Genomic DNA, 16,161 nt, shown 5'->3' with positions numbered 1-16,161 from the left:
AGTGTGGCCGCTTCGTGCGGCAGCTGCCAAAACGCTTTGACCTGCACAGTTGCACTACCGGCGGGTTGCTGCGGCGCACCCGCCGGACCGGGCTGGGTGCGCCGGCCGGCCAGGACGCGCTCGCCGGGATCTCCGAACTCGCGAACATCGCCGCGGCGACCGGCGCGGACGAAGTCGTCCTCGCCTGGGAGACCCACGACGTCGCCACCGCCGGCGAACTGCTGGCTTCGTTGGCCCGGGCCTCAGCATGGTGCTCGCCACCCGCGACGGGCACGTCCTGCACAGTTCCCCTACAGCGAGCAGCTCCTGTCCCGCAGTCCCGTAGACGACGCGGACGACGGTGACGGTCCGTGTCAACCGTCCCCTGTCTCAGCCTCGGCCGGCTTCCTGGATGTCGTCACATCAAACCGCCCGCAAGGCCCACACCGTGAACGGCAACCCGGTGAACCTTCCCGGTCAGAGCACCAGGGACCTCACAACACGCTGCGGAGGTCGACCAACGGCAGGGGTGAGTGTGTCGTGCTGGTCGTCATCCAGCGCGTATGCCTGCTCTCCTCGAACAGTTCTCTCAGGTACATGGCGGGGAATTCGAGAGGGTCGTCACGGTCCTGGAGCTGTACACGGACACGGTAGGTCGTCCCGGTGCTCGCGCCCGTTGCACGCTGGTCATGCCCCGTTTCGGGGGGTTGGTAGCTTGCCTGGTACCGGGGTTCTCCCTCTGGGGAAACGTTCGTCGGCGGCTCGGCAGCGGTGTGAACGGGATGGTGTACGAGGATCAGGTCAACGCTGTCGGGCTCGGGAGACTCTGCACGCAGAAGGATCAGCCCGGCTGCCCGGAGAGTGTTCAGCTCTTCACCCAGTTCGTTGAGCAGCCAAGCGAGGTGGAGGTAGGCCGGGGCGTGCGGGGCCGGCTGCCAGAAGGCCTCGCGGCGCTGCTCGTGAGAGGCGAACCGCCCACCTGACGGTAGTTCCGCAAGAGGAAACACGTCGGCAGTGTCCGGAAGCCGGCCATGGACGGTCTGATCTGTCTGGGTGAGGACAGCCTGGTGGCTGGGGGTGAGGGTCAGTGAGGTGAGGTGGATGCCGGCCGGTCCCAGATCGACGAGCGCGTCCGAGATGTTGGTGAGGAATGCGCCGCTGAAGGACGGGGCCATGTGGTGCTCCTGAGCTGTTATCGGTGGCCTGAGAACAAGCATGCACCGCCCGGGAACCGGCCCACGGCGCCACAGCCGTTGAGGCCCGGTTCAGAGGCCGGCCTGCGTGACGCCGTTGACGAGCTGGCCCAGGACGTCCAGGATCCCAGCAGCAGCGTCATGTTGATCGTCAGCAATCTGCGAGGACGGGGGACGCAGCTGTCTGCTGCGTAGCCCAGGGGTTCAGGTCCAGTACGCGGACCGGCTCTGTCACCCACCGGTGTGGGGCGGTGGTGGCGATGATCGCTCCGTCGGGACGGTCCGCGGTGGGCTGCGCTGCGTACTGGCTGTGCGCTGCTGCCCAGGTCTCCTGCCGTGCCACGGCCAGGGCAGCGGCCAGGTCCAGGTCCAGGACGGTGATGCCGGGCAGGGAGGCCAGATGTTCGGCCGTGCCGGGGCGGGCCCGGTCGGCTTCGACTAACGCGCACGCGGGGGCGTAGAGGAACCAGCCGGCTTCGGCGTGGGCGCGGTGGATCAGGCGGGAGGCGAGGATGTTGCCCTGGCCGGCCGCGGCCATGGCGGTGTCGTCCAGGACGATGTGCACGGCGTCGCTCACCGGCCGGTCACCTGGGCCAGACGTCGGTCCAGTTCGCTGTCCAGCTCCTGCTCCTGGTCAGCGGTGGGTGCGTAGCCGTTCCACTCTTTCAGCGCGGCCCGTGCCCGTTCGGCGCGCTCGGCCCGCTCACCCGGGGTCAGCAGTGTCTCGGCCAGGCGTGCCAGGTAGGCGCGCAGCGACAAGCCCTCCGCAGCCGCTATGGCCGCCAGTCGGTCCTTGGCTTCCTCGGGGATACGGACATTGGCATCGGGCATCATGTTGCTCCTAGCCCCAGGGGTACGGGTACGTACCCGTACCCTATCTCGGGGTCGGGGCCTGCGAAGGCGCAAACACCCACACGGGCTGGTCACCGAGACCTGGCCGGGTCGGTTTCAGCCTGAACGACGGTCGATCTCAAGCCAGTTGATCTGATCTGCCCCCGCGGGGAGCTCCACCCCGGGCAGCATACGCAGTGAACTCGATCAACTACTCACCGCGACGAAATGGGGGATGATGGCACGCTCGTCGAATCCGGACCTGACCAACACGCTGGCGATGCTCCACACCGCCGTCATGCACACGGACAAGAATCTCCGGGACGCGCTCGACAAGAGTGTGGAGAAGCTGGAGTCGGCCGGCCAGGCCGCCCACGACAAGACGACCCAGGAGGTCGTGGACGAGCTCGGCCGGATGCGCTCGAACTTCCGCGACGTCCACAACAAGCTGAACTCCAGCGGGGACGCACTCAACAACGCCGTCCACGATGTCGTCGCCCAGCTGCGCGCCGAACTGCGGGAGGTCCGCGGAGTGCTCGCGGACCTCGCCCCGCCCGCACCGCCCTCCCCCGCCCCTTCTGCGGCCCCACGGGAAGCCTCGGGCATCCAGGAGGACGACACCGCTCTCCAGCCGGCGCCGGTCGCCACCGTCACCGAGTCCGACGAGCTCGCCGAAGGAGCTGCCCTCCACACGGCGATCCCGGCGCAGCGCACCGCCGACCAGGACTCCTCGCCCGGTCCGGCACTGGCGGTCGGTGAAGTGCGTGATGCCGTCCGTGAGGTTCTCACCGAGGAACTCGCCCCCGTGCTCGCCCTGCTCACCGCCCCGGACAGCGACCGCGAGGGGCCGACCGGCGACCAGCAGGACGTACCGGCCGCGCTGCTCGAAGCGGTCGGTGAGGTCAAGGCGGAGATCAGCTCCGCCAGGGAGGAAGCGCGGGCCTCGCTCGTCTCCCTGCAGCAGGAGTTCGCGCAGCTGCGCACCGCCATGGAAGAGCTGCGGCCGCGGCCCGACGCCGCCACCGAGGCCGCGGCTGTCGAGGTGGGTCCAGAGCACGGTGCTCTGCTCAAGACGGCGGCCCGCGTCTCCTCCGCGAGCCTGCTGTGCCACCGCGACATCTGGGAGTTCATCACCGCCCACGCCGGGCGGCACCCGCACTTCCGTGTGCCGCCGCAGGTCGCCGACGAAGGAGGCGAGCGCATCCGCGCGGCGCTGTCAGGCCGCTCCCTGATCGCCCTGCTGATCAGCCTGCACGCCCTCCAGCACACCGCCGCCGACGGCGATGGGGACCGTGAACTCGCCACCACCCTCTACGAGCGGATCGAGGAGAGCCTGACCGGGATCAGCCCCGGCGGTGAGCCGGTCACCATCACCCTCGATGACCGGACCTCCCCCGCCCAGAGCGCCCCGGCCGCCGCGGACGACGCCGAGGCTGACGACAAGCCGGACAGCCCAGGCACCCCGCCGACATCGACGGAGCAGACCACAGAACCCGACGAGGACGCCGGACCCGCCGCCGCGTGAACAGCTCCAGGGCACCCGGGCGGGATGCCGGGTGCCCTGCACGGACCGGGTGTAGCCGATGGTGTCCCGCATGCGGCGGCGACGTGGTGGGGCAGCTGCGGGGCGACGGCCGCGGCGAATCCGGAGGGCTCCCGCCCGTCCCGCTTCGCGGCCAGCCGTACGTCACCCGGCACGTGCCCACCCCCGAGGAACTCGCCCGCCACGAGTAGCCGGCCCCCCTGCCCGGCCGCTGCTGCAGATCGGCGGACCCGGCTTTGCGCGGCCGGTACGGTGCCCACGCAGACATCGACAGCAGCAGGAGGAGAGCGTGGCGAAGGACCGAGACCGCGGTGAGGTACTGGGCTACGGGGTGCCGGCCGCGCTGTTCCTGCCCGGGGTCGCCTACCTCGGGATCAGCAACGGCCACCAGTTCATCGCCAACGACTTCTTCGCGCTCATGTACTGCCTGGCCAGCGTCGGCTTCGCGTCGGTCCCACTGATGGCGTGGCGCCGGGGCGGCGGCCAGTACGCCGACCCGGGCTTCGTCCGATCGGCCTGGTTCCCGTGGCTGTTCACCACCGGGCAGGGCGTCGCCTACAGCGCCCCGCGCGGCGACGCGAACGTCTTCATGCTGACCTTCGGCTGGGGCGCGTTCATCTACGCCGGGATGGTCGCCCTGTACTTCCTCGCCCGCGCGCTCTGGGGTGTCGACGACGACCAGGCCGTGCCGTCCGGCCAGACGCCTGCGGCCTGACGGCGAAGCGTCTACCGGCGTCGACGGCTGCCGCCCAAGAGGTGACGGGCGAGGATGTCCCGCCGCGCCTGGTGGGACCCGGCGGGCAGCGCGCACTCGGCATCCGGCTTGGCGTGACAGACCGGGCAGGAGATCTTCATCAGCCGGTAGTAGGGCACCTTGCTCGCTGTCCCCCGCTCGGTGCGCCGGTCTTCCACGCTGCGGGCCTTCTTGGCCTCCGCGGCGGCCTCGCGTTCCTTCAGGACCGGTTCGATCCGCTCGTCATGGCCGTACTCGCGCCGGACCGCCTTGCCGCCGGGCTCGCCCGGGTCGGTGCAGTCCTGGCCGGCCTTCGCGTTGCAGACGGGGCAGCAGCGACGGATCCAGAACCGGCGGGCGACCTTCTCATGCAGGGGGACCTTCCGGCCCGTCGGGCGGGGCGGGGCGGGCGGCCCCGCCTTCCATGCGCACTCGCCGGGCAGATGCCGGAGCCGGCCGTTCAGGCGCTGCTTCTTCTGCCCCTCCTTGAACTCCCCGTCGCAGCTACCGCACTTCGCATCCGACTGACGAGGCTTGACGCGGGCGGGGTCGTGCGAGCCCCGGGACAGCCGCGGTGCCAGAGCCGGCCGCGTCTCCTGGGTGCCGTCACGACGCACGACGGTAACTTCCGAGGCCGGTGGTCGGTCGTACGACGGGAGCTCCGGCGCGGCGACGTACGACTGCCCCTTCGGGCCGGGCCATGGACGATGCTTCGACATGCCCGGCAGCGTAGCCACCGGTCGGGACGGGCGGCAGGGCGCGAACTTCCCATGCTTCCACCGTGGTTGATCACGCCGCCTCTCCCGCCGGCGGTCGGGAGCGAGGTGCCGCGGGCGGCGCGGGCCCGGCGCAGGGCGGCGGCCTCAGTCGCCGCGGCCTGGCGGCGCCGCTGCACGCGGGCCTGCTTGATGTGACCGGCGAGCTGAGTGACGCCCATCCGAGTGACCCCTTGACGGTGTCGTTCGTCTTGGCCCACGGGTCCGCTGGATGCTGGGTGGGCATGGCCCGAGGCGGGCCACGTTCCGACCGCCGCCCGATCCGGCGTACCGGAACGCAAGGAGCGTGGCATTGCACCGGCCTGTACCACCGAGATCACCCACAGCAACTCGTCAGTGTTCATTGGCGTGCCGGGATCGGGCCGAGGCGCGTCAGGAAGGCACTGTCGTGAGCAGCCGCTCCTCGTGGGAGTCCCGCAAACTCCGCTACTGGGCCGAGTGCAGTGGGCACTCCCGCCGCACCGGCCTCCGGACCAGCCACCCGGCACCCACGGCGTCGCCGGCGCAGACGCGGCTGGAGAGCCGCGTCCTCGCCCAACTGGGCACCTCTCCGAGTCTGTGCGCGCACCCGTTCGGCATCGCCTCCCTGACCAGCTCCGGCACGTCCCTTACCCTGCACCTCGACGCCTACCTGGACCAGGAGCGGTACTCCTTCCCCGAGCACTGCCTGAGTCGCCTGCTGCCCGCGGCTCCCGCACCGGGCAGCGGGGACGATGTGCCCGGGATCCCCGGCTTGCGGGTGAGCGGCGTCAAAGCCCGCGGCCGGCAGCTGCACCTGCACATGGTGAAGGGCCCTGGGCAGGCAGCAACGCTCGTCCTCGCTCTGCCCAACGGACTGGCGGAGGACTGGGCGGACATCGAGGGCCGGCACCGGCACTGGTGCGAACACAACGGTCTCCGACCGCTGTGGACGGCCCCGGAGCTCGATCCCGTGGAAGCCGACTTCCTCCAGGCATATCCCAGTCTCGAACGCGGGCGAACCAGACAGGACGCGGTGGGCAGCGCGCTCCTCCGACGAATCGCGCTCTTCCACACCGTCACCGCGTTCTACCGCGTCCAGTGCTGGGACGACGGCGACAGCTGGAAGATCGACGCCCGCACCGCCCACCCACGGGCCCCATGGCACGACCAGCTCCTGCAGCGCCTCTGCCACCCGCGATGGGGCCTGCCGGTGCACGTGGCCCACCGGTTCTGCCACTGCGCCGCACCGGACACCCCCTACCAGTGGAACCACACCTGCGCCTTCTACCTCGAAGGCCACACCGGCACGGACGACTCCATCTACCTGCGTGTCCACGCCAGTCCCGAAGGACGCGACTACGACTGGCAGATCGCAACGCTGCGCCAAGTCGGTGCACCGGCAGGTTGGATGTCCCGTGCCTTTCCCCAGGAAGCGGTCCAGCATCACGATCAGCACCAGGGCGCAGGATGTTCTCGCCCGCCGTCCTTGACTCCGACCTGCTGAACGGCGGCGTGGCGTAGCGGCGGCCGGCGGCGGCCCGTCGTTCCGGCCGCTGCCGGGTGTTCCCCCGACGCGCACCACCGACCCCCATCGATCCGGGAGCAGGGGGCACAGGAGGGGAAGTCGGCCCGTGGCCGCCGTGCACCGCGGGCGGTGGCCTGCACTGTTCTGCCGTGGTGTGCGGACCGGGTGTATCCGATGGTGTCTCGCATGCTGTTCCCGATGGGGGGCTTGGTGGCGTACAGGATGCTGTCGGGGGGCTCAGGCTGTGGTCCGGAGAACAGCGGGCTGCGGGACGGCGGCTGCGGTGCCGGCTTCCCGGGCGGCGCGTTCGGCTCGGGCCCGGCGCAGGGCGGCGGCCTCGGTGGCCGCGGCCTGGCGGCGGCGCTGGGCACGGGCCTGCTCGATGGGGGTCGGCGCATCGTCCGGGATGGGGAACGCCCGGCGGCTGAGCGCGCGCATCGCAGCGGTCTGGCGTTCCACCGCTTTCGCGATCGAGGGGTCGGTCCGGCTCGGCTGTGCGGTGGCCTGGTGCGCGGCGAGCGCCTGGCGGAAGCCGGGCGATCCCATCTCGCGCGTCTTCACCGGCGCCTGCGGAGCGTCCCGTCCGGCGGCCGGGGCCTCGGGGGTGGTCCGGGGCGCGGGCGCGGTGCCGGGCGGCAGGACTTGGACGGTGCGCACCGCGTCGGTGCCGGCCGACTCGTTGGCCGTGGCGACGATCCGCGCGGTGATCAGGCGCAGCTGGGTGGCGTAGGCCGGGGAGTCGGGGCGCAGGTCGAGCTGCCCGGTCTCGGGGTGGAAGGCGACGGCCTGGACGTGGTGGGGCAGTTGCGGGGCGACGGCGGCCGCGATGTCGGGCCAGCGGTCCAGGATGCTGCCGCCGGCGGCCGGGAGCTCCCAGGCCCGGTCGGCCATCAGGCCGGCGAGTACCACAGCGAACCCGCTGGGGTCCCGCCTGTCCCGCTTCACGGCCGTGGGACGGCGGCGGTGCGGGGCCCGGGTCTGGTCGCCGGTGTTCTTCGCGGCCAGCCGGGCCTGCTGCAGCGCGATCCGGGCGAGGTCGGCGCCGGAGACCTCCGGGGTGCTGTCGCCGCCGGTGGTGGTCTGGTCGTTGGTGGTGGTCTGCTCGGTCATGTCGGCCTCCTACCGGCGTCCGTAGGTCATCAGAGAGCTTCGGGAGCCGCTCGCGATCTGGCGGGCGCGGTGCACCAGCTCCGCGCCGTAGATGCGTTCGGCGGCGGGCGGCCCCAGGGAGTTCACGGCCGTCATGACGAGGTCCGTCTCGCCTTCCATGAGCTGGCCCCAGGCGTCAGCGCGCAGCTGCGCCAGCTCCTGCTCGCTCAGCTCCGCCTCGAGGTCCTGGTCGTCGGCGACGTCGTCCTGGTCCTGGTGGCGGCCGCCGTTCGCCGCGTCCCTGACCTGGGCGAATGCTGCCTCCACCTCCTCCTGGACAGCGCGGCTGGACGGGGCGTGCCAGTCGCCGTCGTACCGCTCGGTGCGGGCGCGGACCTGCTGGACGCGGTCACGGCGGGCGGCTTCCTGGGCACCGCGCCACTGCTCGACGGCGTCGGCCCGCTTGGCGGGGGTGTTCAGGGCCGTCTCCGCACCGGCCAGCAGCACGGCGAGCAGGCCGGAGCCCCGGCGGACCCGGGCCGCCTCGCCGCGCAGGTGCAGCCAGCCACGGACGTCGGTCACGGTCCATCCGGCATCAGCGACGCCCCGGGCCACCCAGGCGATCCGGGGCACCGAGCAGCCGCGCAGCCAGTCCAGCTCCTGGGTCAGCTCACGGGCCAGCTGGAAGCGGCGGCCGACGACGTTGAGCTTCCGGCGACCGCCGGCCTTCGCCTTGGACTTCTTCGGGGTGGGGGACTTGGCTTCCCCGCTTGCGAGCTTGCTCTCAGGGGGGAGGGAAGTAGTACCCGCAGTAGAAAGAGCTGAGGTACCGACCTGCATTGGGGTGCAACGGGCCTCATCCGAAACAGCCGTCACAGCACCCTGCTCAGCACCCTTCGCCGGGGCCTTGGAGGACGTCGTCGACCGCGGCTTGCGCACCTTCCGGGCCGCCTTCTTCGCCAGCTTCGCCACCAGCTCCCGGCCGGCCTCCGCGATCCCGGACACCGCCCGCGTGTACGCCGGAGCGTCCTCGTCCCGCTGCACCGTGCGGATCCCCAGCGCGACGTCGAACTCGGGCGGGATCATCCGTGCGAACTCCGACGCCTGGCCGCCGTCGCCGGCTACCCGGGTGCCCTTGACGATCCACGCGAGCAGCCCGGTCTCCCGCAGGATGCGCAGGTGGTCCTGCACCGCCCGTTCCGACAGGCCGACCCGGCGCATCAGGTACTTGATGCCCGGACGGCACGGCGACAGAGCCGCGAGCTCCTGGGCGACGCGCACGGTCGTCGGGCCGAAGCTGCGCGGGCCGTGAGACCGGTGGCGCCGCGGCTGGTACAGCCCGGACCCGGCGACCCAGTGGACCGCCTGCATCCAGGAGTAGCCCTCGCCCGCGATCCGGCCCGAGGAGGTCGACAGCCACTGCGACGCCTCGGCCACGAACAGCTCGGGCACCACGGCGACTGCGTCGGCGTCGTCGACGGCACGGCGCGGAGCGGGCAGCATCACGGCGGCCGGCTCCGCCACGGCGCTCACTGGCCACCTCCGGCGGCCAGGAGCACACCGGTCCCGAGCACCGAGGCCGGAGTGTCATACCGACCCCGAGAACCTTCGTGAGTAATGCCGCGAACAGTGCAAACAGGGCGCGCGGATCCCGTCACGTGGGACACGCGAAGGGCCCAAACCGGCTTGAAATGGGCAGGTTCAGGCTGACAAGGGGACACCAGGTCGTGCACTATTAAGACGACCGCCTCTCCGTGTGGTGGATCGCCCGGCGTATCGCCGGACGTATCTCTCAGCGGGTGGGTGGGACCGCCCCCTCCGTGAGGAGCGGGTGGGCATCGAACAGGTGAGTGGGGACCTCCCTTCCTCTCGGTTCGGTGGGCGATGCGCCCGGCCGTTGTCAGCGACCGGGGGTGTTGCTTGGTGATGCACCGGCCCTGTCAGTGGCCGGGGTGTTGCTTGGTGTGAGGCCCTTGTCAAGGGGGCCGACCCGCTTGTCAGGCGGGGTGTTTTGCTCGTTGGAGAAGTGGCTCGAAGAGCCGATCTCGGGGCCGGGTGTCAAGCCGGAACCGAGCGAAGGGCCGTGCGTGTCCGGTGGATTGTCAGTCCGCCTTCTGTGCGTGCGGCCGGTGGCGGCTACGTCACCCCGACCCCCTCGATTCCGAAGGTGGAGTCGGCATGCCCGAAATCAGGTACGGGATCAGTCTTCACCCGGCGTCTCCTGGGTGGCGGCCGGGTACTTTTCGGCAAGCCGACGGAGGAAGTGCGCGTACTTCAGCCGATTGCCGCGGTGGGGCTTGGTGAGCCCTGCCTCCCACCGTGCGACGGCGACGCGCTGAACGCCGATGGCGTGGGCGACTTCCGCCTGGGTGAGCCCGGCGGCGACCCGCAGCTGCTGCCGAACACGAGGCGAAGGGAGTATGTCGGAATCCACCAGAGCATCGATACGACGCAACGGATCCGACATCGCGGCCTCCATCCTAGAAAACGGTGCCTGAAAAGATACACGAAGTGATCTCCGGAAGTGCACTTCGTTTGACGCCCGGTAGTGTCCGTGCCCGTGTCCCGCACCGTGTTCTTCGATCTGGACGGCACGCTGGCCGACCGGCAGTCGGCGCTCAGCGACGCCTTGACTGGCCTGTGCCGTTCCCGCGCGCTCTCCCCGGATGCCGAACAGTGGCTGCGCATCCAGCTGGCCGACCGGGCGACCGTCGGCGACTTCGTCCGGCTGCAGGACGCCTTCGGCCTGGAGGTATCGGCCGCGGACCTGTGGCAGGAGTACGTCGACCTGATGGCGGCCGCCGTCGCCTGCCGACCGGAGGTCCTCGAGGGCCTGGCCCGTCTGCGCGCTGCCGCGTGGACGGTCGGCGTCGTCACCAACGGTGCCGGTGACATCCAGCGCGCCAAACTCGCCGCGACCGGCCTCGCCGACGTGGTCGACGGCGTCGCCGTCTCGGGAGACCTGGAGATCCGCAAGCCGGATCGGAGCCTGTTCGAACTCGCGGCCTCCCGCTGCGGAGTGAGCCTTGCGGACGGCGGCTGGATGGTCGGCGACAACCCGGCCGGGGACGTCGGCGGCGGACAGCAGGCCGGTCTGCGCACCATCTGGCTCCGCGGCCGCCCCTGGCCCGACGGGCTCCCCGCCGCGCACCACGTCGTGGACGACGTCACCGACGCCATCACCATCCTGCTGAACAAGAGCTCGGAGTAGCACTGTGGACCAGCCCACCGTCGGCATCCTCCACCCCGGCAGCATGGGAGCTGCCGTCGCCTCCTGCGCCGCGACCAACGCGGCCGCGGTCCTGTGGTGCGAGGCCGGGCGCAGTACGGCGTCCGCAGAGCGCGCCGAACAGTTCGGGCTGACGCCGGTGGCCACGCTGGCCGAGCTGCTGGACCGCAGCGACATCGTCATCAGCCTCTGCCCGCCGGCCGCTGCCGAGGACCTCGCCCGCGACGTCGCCGAGCACCGCTTCACCGGGGTGTTCGTGGAGGCGAACGCCATCAGCCCCGCGCGGGTGCAGCGGGTTGCCGAGCTCCTCGGACCGGACGCGGTCGTCGTGGACGGCGGAGTCGTTGGCTCCCCGCCCGTACGCTGCAAAACGCCGACGCTGTACCTGTCCGGCCCGGCCGCCGCGACCGCACAGGTCGAGGAGCTCTTCGCGGCCACCGCCGTGCAGACGGCGACGCTGGGCACCGCGGTCGGCAAGGCGTCCGCGTTGAAGCTGTCGTACGCCTCGTTCCAGAAGACCTCGCGGGTGCTGGTGGCGCTCGCTGTCGGGATGGCGCGCGAGCACGGCGTCGACCAGGAGCTCATCGAGGTCGCCTCCCGGCGAACCGACTCATACCTCGCGGAGCCGCAGTACGTCGTCAAGACGGCACAGCGCGCCTGGCGCTGGGGCCCGGAGCTGGAAGAAGCCGCCGACACCCTCGATGCCGCCGGCCTCCCACCGGAGATGCTGCGCGCGACCGCGTCCACGCTGGCACGGTGGAACGACGCCAGGGACGACAGCGAGCTCTCCCTCACCGACGCCCTGGACCGACTCGCCCACCCGTAGCCCATGGTCATGCCGTCGCTGCTCCCGCCCGCCGGATCCGCAGCTGGTCGATGAGCTCGGCCGCCTTCTCCGGTGACGTCGCGAAGGTGTCCACCGTCAGGTCCCAGACCACGTCGGCGTGCGCGTCCAGGTCCTTACGGGTTGCCTCCCACGCCGCCAGGCGCGCTGTGGTGTCGCTGTCTCCCCGGCCCTCGGACCGCTGCGCGGTCACCTCGCGCGGGCACCACAGCAACACCACGACCCACTCGGCCGCATAGCCGTCGACCAGGTCCCGGATGCCATCGACCTGCCCGAGATGCACCACCGGCACCCCGCCCTCGAACGCAGCGTCCAGGCCGGGCACGTCGATGACGTAGGTGTTGCCGTACCGGCTGTTCGCGTAGACGACGTCCCCCGCGGTCTCCAGCTCGCGCAGCTGCTCCGCCGTGCCCATCCGGTAGCCGGACGTCTTGCCCGAGCCGACCTTGAGCCGCGCGAACTGCGCGTACCGCGCGTCGAGCTCGGCGAGCGCCTCGGTGACGGTGTCCTTGCCCGACGCCGGCGGGCCGTAGAGGATCACGCCCTGCTTCACGCGGACATCACCCCCAAGGCCTGTCGGGCCTGGTCTGCGAGCGTGACCGCGGTGCCCAGCCGGTTGTCGACGACCAGGTGCGGCACCGCCGGGCGCAGATCCAGGTCGATGGTCGCCATGTACTCCTCCCACCGGGCGAGCTTCCAGGCGTCACGGGCCGCGGAGCGGAACCCGATGTACTCGCGCATCGACTCCTCGTCACAGCGCACCCACACGGGGAACACGTCGACACCCATGGACGCGGCGCGGTTGGACAGGCGCTGCATCCAGTCCGCGTCGGTCATCTCCGCGATGAACGGCGCGCTCAACACGGTGCTGATCCCGCACTTGATGTTGGCCATGGCCGACTGCATCAGGCAGTCGTACTCCACCGGCCGGACCTGGTCCCGGTACAGCTCCGTGTGCCGATCGTTCGCATCGCCGCCCAGCGCTACCAGCAGCTTCTCCACCAACGGGCGCGTCAGCGGGTCCTTGTCGAGCAGAGGCCAACCGGTGAGCTGGACGAAGAACCGGGCGAGCTCGGTCTTCCCGGAGCCGGCGAACCCGCCGACCAGGATCAGGACCGGACGGTGCGGATCGCCGCCCGTATGACGGCGCTTCCACGCGTCGATGATCCGCTGCTGAAGGCCAAAGTGGTCAACACCCTCGCTCCCCGGCGCGAGGCGGTGAATCGCACGCTCCACAGCCAGGACCTGCGAGCCGTTCATCTGGTCACCCAGCGGTGTGATCCGGAAGGAGCTCTCTTCACCCGGCAGCGCGGCACGGAATCCGAGGTCTGGCTCGGTCGCGCGGTACAAGAGGCAGTAGGCGCGACGGTAGTGCGGGCCCGGGAAGACCTCGCCCTGCTCGTGCTGCCACAGTGTCTGCGGATTCGCTGCCGGGATGCCCTTCAACTGGGCCTGTTCGGCAACCTCGCGGAGGCGTTCGCCGGCCTTCTCCAGGGTGAGGCCGTGGGCCTCCCGCTGTTCGCGCAGCCGGTCAGGCCGCCACCCCGCTCGCTGCTTCCCCATTCTCTGCCCCTCCGACATCGTCATGGCCGCGAGCCTAGGACGCGGACCCCGAATCTCATGTGTACGCGGATGTTGAAAGCACGTGAACACAGCTGTGCACGTGCTTCAACAAGCCTCTGTGATGTTCCTTTCTCGTCCCAGCCGGTGTGATTGCCCCACACAACGAAGTGACCGAAGGAGGCGCAGAGCAATGGCTAGTCAACGAGGGTCAGGAGCGGCCTCCGTGCCACACACCGGGCCGCAGAATGTCCTCCCAAACCTCGAGCGGGCCGTCGTCGTCGGAGTAGAGGGTCCGCAACACGAGAACTGGGACAGGGACATCCGGCGGTACATCAATGCCGAACTCATCGAGTTCGTTGTTGGAAGCCAGCCTCGCGGTGCTCTGCTCCGGTCCACCGGCGATCGTCCTACCAGTGCGCTCCGTGTACAGGTCGTGGCGGAACTTTGGCATGGGTCCTTTGTCGAGCAGTTCCGGCAGAGGCCCCAGGGCGCGCATGTGGATCATGTTCAGGGCCAGGACTGTGGGTTTACCGTCCTGGACAAAGGTCCGGCTCCTCAACACCACCTCGTCGTAGAGGTCGATTCCGAGGAGGTTTGCGATCTCGGTATCCGCACAGGAGCGGATTACGGCGCGAGAGTTCACGTAGCTTTCGCGGGGGGCCAGCGGCCTGCCAGTGCGGCGAAGACGCTCCAAACGCGCGGCCCCCGTCAGGGTCGACGGAGGAATATCGCTGGGACCCAGCACCGTGGTGCCCCTGCCCTGTGTCGTACGAATCAGCCCTTCCGCCTCCAGAGCTTGGTAGGCGCGATGGACTGTCGCCGTGGCCCCCTTGCCCTCAGCGACAAGGGTCTGGACCGACGGAAGTCGATCCCCAGCTTCATAGACGCCGGTCTCGATTTTCCTCGCGATCTCATCCGCGATCTGTCGCCACTTGGGCGGTTTGGAAGCCGGAGCTGGCATGGCGACTCCTCTCCACTTGTGTTGTGTCGAACAGTCAACCACATTCTAGAAGAGCTTGAAGTCTTCTAGAAGACATGCCATTGTGGTGTCCGCGGACGGCGCTGAGCGCCTCCCGCACCAGCACGACTGCACAACAGCAGGGTCACCGCCTCTCGGGGCGGCGGGCAGTGGGGTGAGCCGAGCTCCCCCGGCCTAGGCACCTGTACTCAATAGCTCCACCTGATCCACCTCGAACAGCGCTGCTGCGCTGTCTGTCCGCCAGGACCACCCAGCCGAAAGGCCGGCCTGGCGCGGCAGAGAAGGCAGCACCCGCACCCGATCCCACGTCAGGAGGCCTCGATGCCCCGCAAGCGCCCCGGCCGCGTCCGGACCAAGCACACCAACCGCCGTGCGCCGCTGCTGCTCAGCACCATGGCCCCGGAGGACTTCAACGTCCGCCCCGGCGAGACGAAAACGATCGCCTGCCCCGACTGCCGCACCTGGCGCCGGATCATGGGCGACAAGGTCCTCAAGATCCGCGAGCACTGCATCTCCGACAAGGTCGCCGAGGGCGAGAAGCACACCCTCTGCCCCGGCAGCAACCAGCTCGTGGACATCAACATCGACGTCCAGCGCTGGCAGGCCAAGCAGAACCGCCTCCTGCGGGACGCCATGCCGCAGGAGAACCGGCGCGCGGCCCGGCAGTTCTACAAGCCGCTCCCGGCCCCGGCCGCTCCGGTGAGCCGCATGAGCGCCGCTGCCAAGAGTCCGGTCGTGCGGTTGCCCGCGCTGCTGGAGGCGGCAGATGCCGCCGTCGCCGCCCACCGCGGCTCGTGCCAGGTGTGCACGGCGGGTGGCCGGTGCGAGATGGGCGCCGAACTGGAGGCCCGGCAGGCGGAGACCGCGGCCAGCGCCCAGTTCGCCCGCGAGCAGCGGCAGCGGCAGGAGCGCCAGGCGGAGCGCCGTCCCGCGTCGCGGGCCAGGGAGTGGAGGGCGACGGCCGCCGCGGTGCGGAAGGCCGACACCCGGCGTGCGCAGGTGCCCGCCGGTGACGCCCCGACCGAGGGCACCGAGGTCCCGCTGGCGCCGCAGGACGTGGAGGCGCACGAGCGGCGACAGGCCGAACTGGGCAAGCGGTACGCGCGGACGAACCTGACCACGTCGGTCGCCTGACCGGTTCACGGACGAACGATCTCCATCAGGAAGGACACCATGGAAGACGAACTCAAGGCACGGGTAGCCGCACGCCAGGCTGAGCTGGAGGAGATGCACGCGGCCTACGAGGCGATGGACCAGGCCGAGTACGAGGAGTTCATGGCCGAGCTGGACGCCCGCGACGCCGAACGCGGCTGAGCCTGCACGAACGACCACGGCCCTCGCCACCCAACCCGGGTGGCGGGGGCCGTGGCTGCTCGTACGGCTCGTACGGCAGCCGGCTCCCCTGTCGCGGGGGAGCAGGCGCGGCCCCCGGGGGGCCATCCCCGAGGGCCGCTCAACAGGAAGTGGTGTTCCTGATGACGTCCACTATCGCAGCAGTGATCACTCTGCCCGAGCCCCGGGCGGGGAATCCCGAGTACTTCTGTCCGGTCTGCCAGACCTGGCACGCCGACACGTGCTCGGCCGTTTGGTCGGTGCTGGAGGAGATCGCCAAGGAGATCCAGCGGGAGGAAGACGCCGCCGGCCCCGACCCGGAGCCGACGGCGCTCGCCGCGGCCCCGTTGCCCGTCCTGACGGGCAACGGCGGGTGGCAGTGCGACAGGTGCGGCGGCCGGTTCGGCGCCGCCCCGGCACCCGCCGGTGCCACGGCCTGGACCTGCCCGGCCTGCGAGAACCTCGGCTACTGATGCCGCACGTCATACAGGCGGCGCGGCGGGCGGCGAGGCCGCGGTGGATCTCCCGGCACCAGAAGGGGCCTTCGTAGATGAACGCGCTGTAGCCCTGGACGAGGGTGGCTC

At 70.6% G+C, this 16,161-nt stretch carries 18 protein-coding genes and 1 pseudogene; 9 read left to right on the top strand and 10 right to left on the bottom strand.

Annotated features, from left to right (window positions below; genetic code table 11):
• Positions 1–344, top strand: a pseudogene (locus tag ABT112_RS33740) (hypothetical protein); the annotation flags it as partial.
• Between the two features lie 129 nt (positions 345–473).
• Here ABT112_RS33740 and ABT112_RS33735 read toward each other — a convergent pair.
• The 3 genes from ABT112_RS33735 to ABT112_RS33725 all read right to left on the bottom strand — a co-directional run bounded on the left by ABT112_RS33735 (position 474) and on the right by ABT112_RS33725 (position 2,003).
• Complete coding sequence (locus ABT112_RS33735; RefSeq protein WP_351515624.1) at positions 474–1,154, bottom strand: hypothetical protein; 681 nt, start codon at positions 1,152–1,154, stop codon at positions 474–476.
• A gap of 169 nt (positions 1,155–1,323) precedes the next feature.
• On the bottom strand, positions 1,324–1,749 hold the full coding sequence (locus ABT112_RS33730; RefSeq protein WP_351515623.1) for a PIN domain-containing protein: 426 nt from the start codon (positions 1,747–1,749) through the stop codon (positions 1,324–1,326).
• Positions 1,746–2,003, bottom strand: coding sequence for a hypothetical protein (locus ABT112_RS33725; RefSeq protein ID WP_351515622.1), 258 nt, complete (start codon positions 2,001–2,003; stop codon positions 1,746–1,748). Before ABT112_RS33725 ends, ABT112_RS33730 begins: the two co-directional genes overlap by 4 nt.
• 235 nt (positions 2,004–2,238) lie before the next feature.
• On the opposite strand from ABT112_RS33725, the gene ABT112_RS33720 reads away from it, so the two are divergent.
• Together ABT112_RS33720 and ABT112_RS33715 are read left to right on the top strand one after the other, a co-directional pair.
• On the top strand, positions 2,239–3,528 hold the full coding sequence (locus ABT112_RS33720; RefSeq protein ID WP_351515621.1) for a hypothetical protein: 1,290 nt from the start codon (positions 2,239–2,241) through the stop codon (positions 3,526–3,528).
• A 307-nt stretch (positions 3,529–3,835) separates the two neighbouring features.
• Positions 3,836–4,261 carry a hypothetical protein gene (locus ABT112_RS33715; protein ID WP_351515620.1) on the top strand — a complete coding sequence of 142 codons (426 nt, stop codon included), beginning with the start codon at positions 3,836–3,838 and terminating at the stop codon, positions 4,259–4,261.
• Positions 4,262–4,272: 11 nt separating this feature from the next.
• Here ABT112_RS33715 and ABT112_RS33710 read toward each other — a convergent pair whose 3' ends face one another.
• Positions 4,273–4,998 carry a hypothetical protein gene (locus ABT112_RS33710; protein WP_351515619.1) on the bottom strand — a complete coding sequence of 242 codons (726 nt, stop codon included), beginning with the start codon at positions 4,996–4,998 and terminating at the stop codon, positions 4,273–4,275.
• 445 nt (positions 4,999–5,443) lie between these two features.
• On the opposite strand from ABT112_RS33710, the gene ABT112_RS33705 reads away from it, so the two are divergent.
• Positions 5,444–6,520 carry a hypothetical protein gene (locus ABT112_RS33705; RefSeq protein ID WP_351515618.1) on the top strand — a complete coding sequence of 359 codons (1,077 nt, stop codon included), beginning with the start codon at positions 5,444–5,446 and terminating at the stop codon, positions 6,518–6,520.
• A 258-nt stretch (positions 6,521–6,778) separates the two neighbouring features.
• Here the strand turns inward: ABT112_RS33705 and ABT112_RS33700 are convergent, their stop codons facing one another.
• The 3 genes from ABT112_RS33700 to ABT112_RS33690 form a co-directional block, all read right to left on the bottom strand.
• Positions 6,779–7,651 (bottom strand): DciA family protein, encoded by an 873-nt coding sequence (locus tag ABT112_RS33700; RefSeq protein WP_351515617.1) that lies wholly within the window; start codon positions 7,649–7,651, stop codon positions 6,779–6,781.
• 9 nt (positions 7,652–7,660) lie between these two features.
• A complete protein-coding gene (locus ABT112_RS33695) occupies positions 7,661–9,163 on the bottom strand; it encodes a serine/threonine-protein kinase (protein ID WP_351515616.1) in 1,503 nt (500 codons plus the stop codon).
• 667 nt (positions 9,164–9,830) lie between these two features.
• Complete coding sequence (locus tag ABT112_RS33690) at positions 9,831–10,109, bottom strand: helix-turn-helix transcriptional regulator (protein ID WP_351515615.1); 279 nt, start codon at positions 10,107–10,109, stop codon at positions 9,831–9,833.
• An 81-nt stretch (positions 10,110–10,190) separates the two neighbouring features.
• Between ABT112_RS33690 and ABT112_RS33685 the strand changes: the two genes are divergently transcribed.
• On the top strand, positions 10,191–10,841 hold the full coding sequence (locus ABT112_RS33685; protein WP_351515614.1) for an HAD family hydrolase: 651 nt from the start codon (positions 10,191–10,193) through the stop codon (positions 10,839–10,841).
• 4 nt (positions 10,842–10,845) lie between these two features.
• Positions 10,846–11,685 carry a DUF1932 domain-containing protein gene (locus ABT112_RS33680; RefSeq protein ID WP_351515613.1) on the top strand — a complete coding sequence of 280 codons (840 nt, stop codon included), beginning with the start codon at positions 10,846–10,848 and terminating at the stop codon, positions 11,683–11,685.
• A 7-nt stretch (positions 11,686–11,692) separates the two neighbouring features.
• Here the strand turns inward: ABT112_RS33680 and ABT112_RS33675 are convergent, their stop codons facing one another.
• The 3 genes from ABT112_RS33675 to ABT112_RS33665 form a co-directional block, all read right to left on the bottom strand.
• Entirely contained in the window at positions 11,693–12,256 is a 564-nt protein-coding gene (locus tag ABT112_RS33675; protein ID WP_351515612.1) for a phosphotransferase-like protein, read from the bottom strand.
• Positions 12,253–13,290: an AAA family ATPase gene (locus ABT112_RS33670; RefSeq protein ID WP_351515611.1), complete on the bottom strand. Its 1,038-nt coding sequence runs from the start codon at positions 13,288–13,290 to the stop codon at positions 12,253–12,255. The genes ABT112_RS33675 and ABT112_RS33670 overlap by 4 nt, the downstream gene beginning before the upstream one ends.
• Before the next feature lie 184 nt (positions 13,291–13,474).
• Positions 13,475–14,227, bottom strand: a complete 753-nt coding sequence (locus tag ABT112_RS33665) for a GntR family transcriptional regulator (RefSeq protein ID WP_351515610.1) — start codon at positions 14,225–14,227, stop codon at positions 13,475–13,477.
• Between the two features lie 339 nt (positions 14,228–14,566).
• Between ABT112_RS33665 and ABT112_RS33660 the strand changes: the two genes are divergently transcribed.
• The 3 genes from ABT112_RS33660 (at position 14,567) to ABT112_RS33650 (ending at position 16,050) form a co-directional block, all read left to right on the top strand.
• Entirely contained in the window at positions 14,567–15,379 is an 813-nt protein-coding gene (locus tag ABT112_RS33660) for a hypothetical protein (RefSeq protein WP_351515609.1), read from the top strand.
• A 39-nt stretch (positions 15,380–15,418) separates the two neighbouring features.
• Positions 15,419–15,559 carry a hypothetical protein gene (locus tag ABT112_RS33655; protein ID WP_351515608.1) on the top strand — a complete coding sequence of 47 codons (141 nt, stop codon included), beginning with the start codon at positions 15,419–15,421 and terminating at the stop codon, positions 15,557–15,559.
• A 161-nt stretch (positions 15,560–15,720) separates the two neighbouring features.
• A complete protein-coding gene (locus ABT112_RS33650; protein ID WP_351515607.1) occupies positions 15,721–16,050 on the top strand; it encodes a hypothetical protein in 330 nt (109 codons plus the stop codon).
• The last annotated feature ends 111 nt before the right edge of the window (positions 16,051–16,161 follow it).

Source organism: Streptomyces sp. NPDC002055 (assembly GCF_040296705.1).
In the GTDB taxonomy this organism is placed as follows: Bacteria; Actinomycetota; Actinomycetes; order Streptomycetales; family Streptomycetaceae; genus Streptomyces.
This window is presented reverse-complemented; position numbering and strand designations above follow the sequence as displayed.

Excerpts from the sequence above, each read along its gene's own strand:
- ABT112_RS33655 (WP_351515608.1), top strand. The coding sequence starts at position 15,419 with ATGGAAGACGAACTCAAGGCACGGGTAGCCGCACGCCAGGCTGAGCTG.
- ABT112_RS33650 (WP_351515607.1), top strand. The coding sequence starts at position 15,721 with ATGACGTCCACTATCGCAGCAGTGATCACTCTGCCCGAGCCCCGGGCG.
- ABT112_RS33735 (WP_351515624.1), bottom strand. The coding sequence starts at position 1,154 with ATGGCCCCGTCCTTCAGCGGCGCATTCCTCACCAACATCTCGGACGCG.
- ABT112_RS33710 (WP_351515619.1), bottom strand. The coding sequence starts at position 4,998 with ATGTCGAAGCATCGTCCATGGCCCGGCCCGAAGGGGCAGTCGTACGTC.
- ABT112_RS33665 (WP_351515610.1), bottom strand. The coding sequence starts at position 14,227 with ATGCCAGCTCCGGCTTCCAAACCGCCCAAGTGGCGACAGATCGCGGAT.
- ABT112_RS33725 (WP_351515622.1), bottom strand. The coding sequence starts at position 2,003 with ATGCCCGATGCCAATGTCCGTATCCCCGAGGAAGCCAAGGACCGACTG.
- ABT112_RS33700 (WP_351515617.1), bottom strand. The coding sequence starts at position 7,651 with ATGACCGAGCAGACCACCACCAACGACCAGACCACCACCGGCGGCGAC.
- ABT112_RS33720 (WP_351515621.1), top strand. The coding sequence starts at position 2,239 with ATGATGGCACGCTCGTCGAATCCGGACCTGACCAACACGCTGGCGATG.
- ABT112_RS33690 (WP_351515615.1), bottom strand. The coding sequence starts at position 10,109 with ATGGAGGCCGCGATGTCGGATCCGTTGCGTCGTATCGATGCTCTGGTG.
- ABT112_RS33670 (WP_351515611.1), bottom strand. The coding sequence starts at position 13,290 with ATGACGATGTCGGAGGGGCAGAGAATGGGGAAGCAGCGAGCGGGGTGG.
- ABT112_RS33660 (WP_351515609.1), top strand. The coding sequence starts at position 14,567 with ATGCCCCGCAAGCGCCCCGGCCGCGTCCGGACCAAGCACACCAACCGC.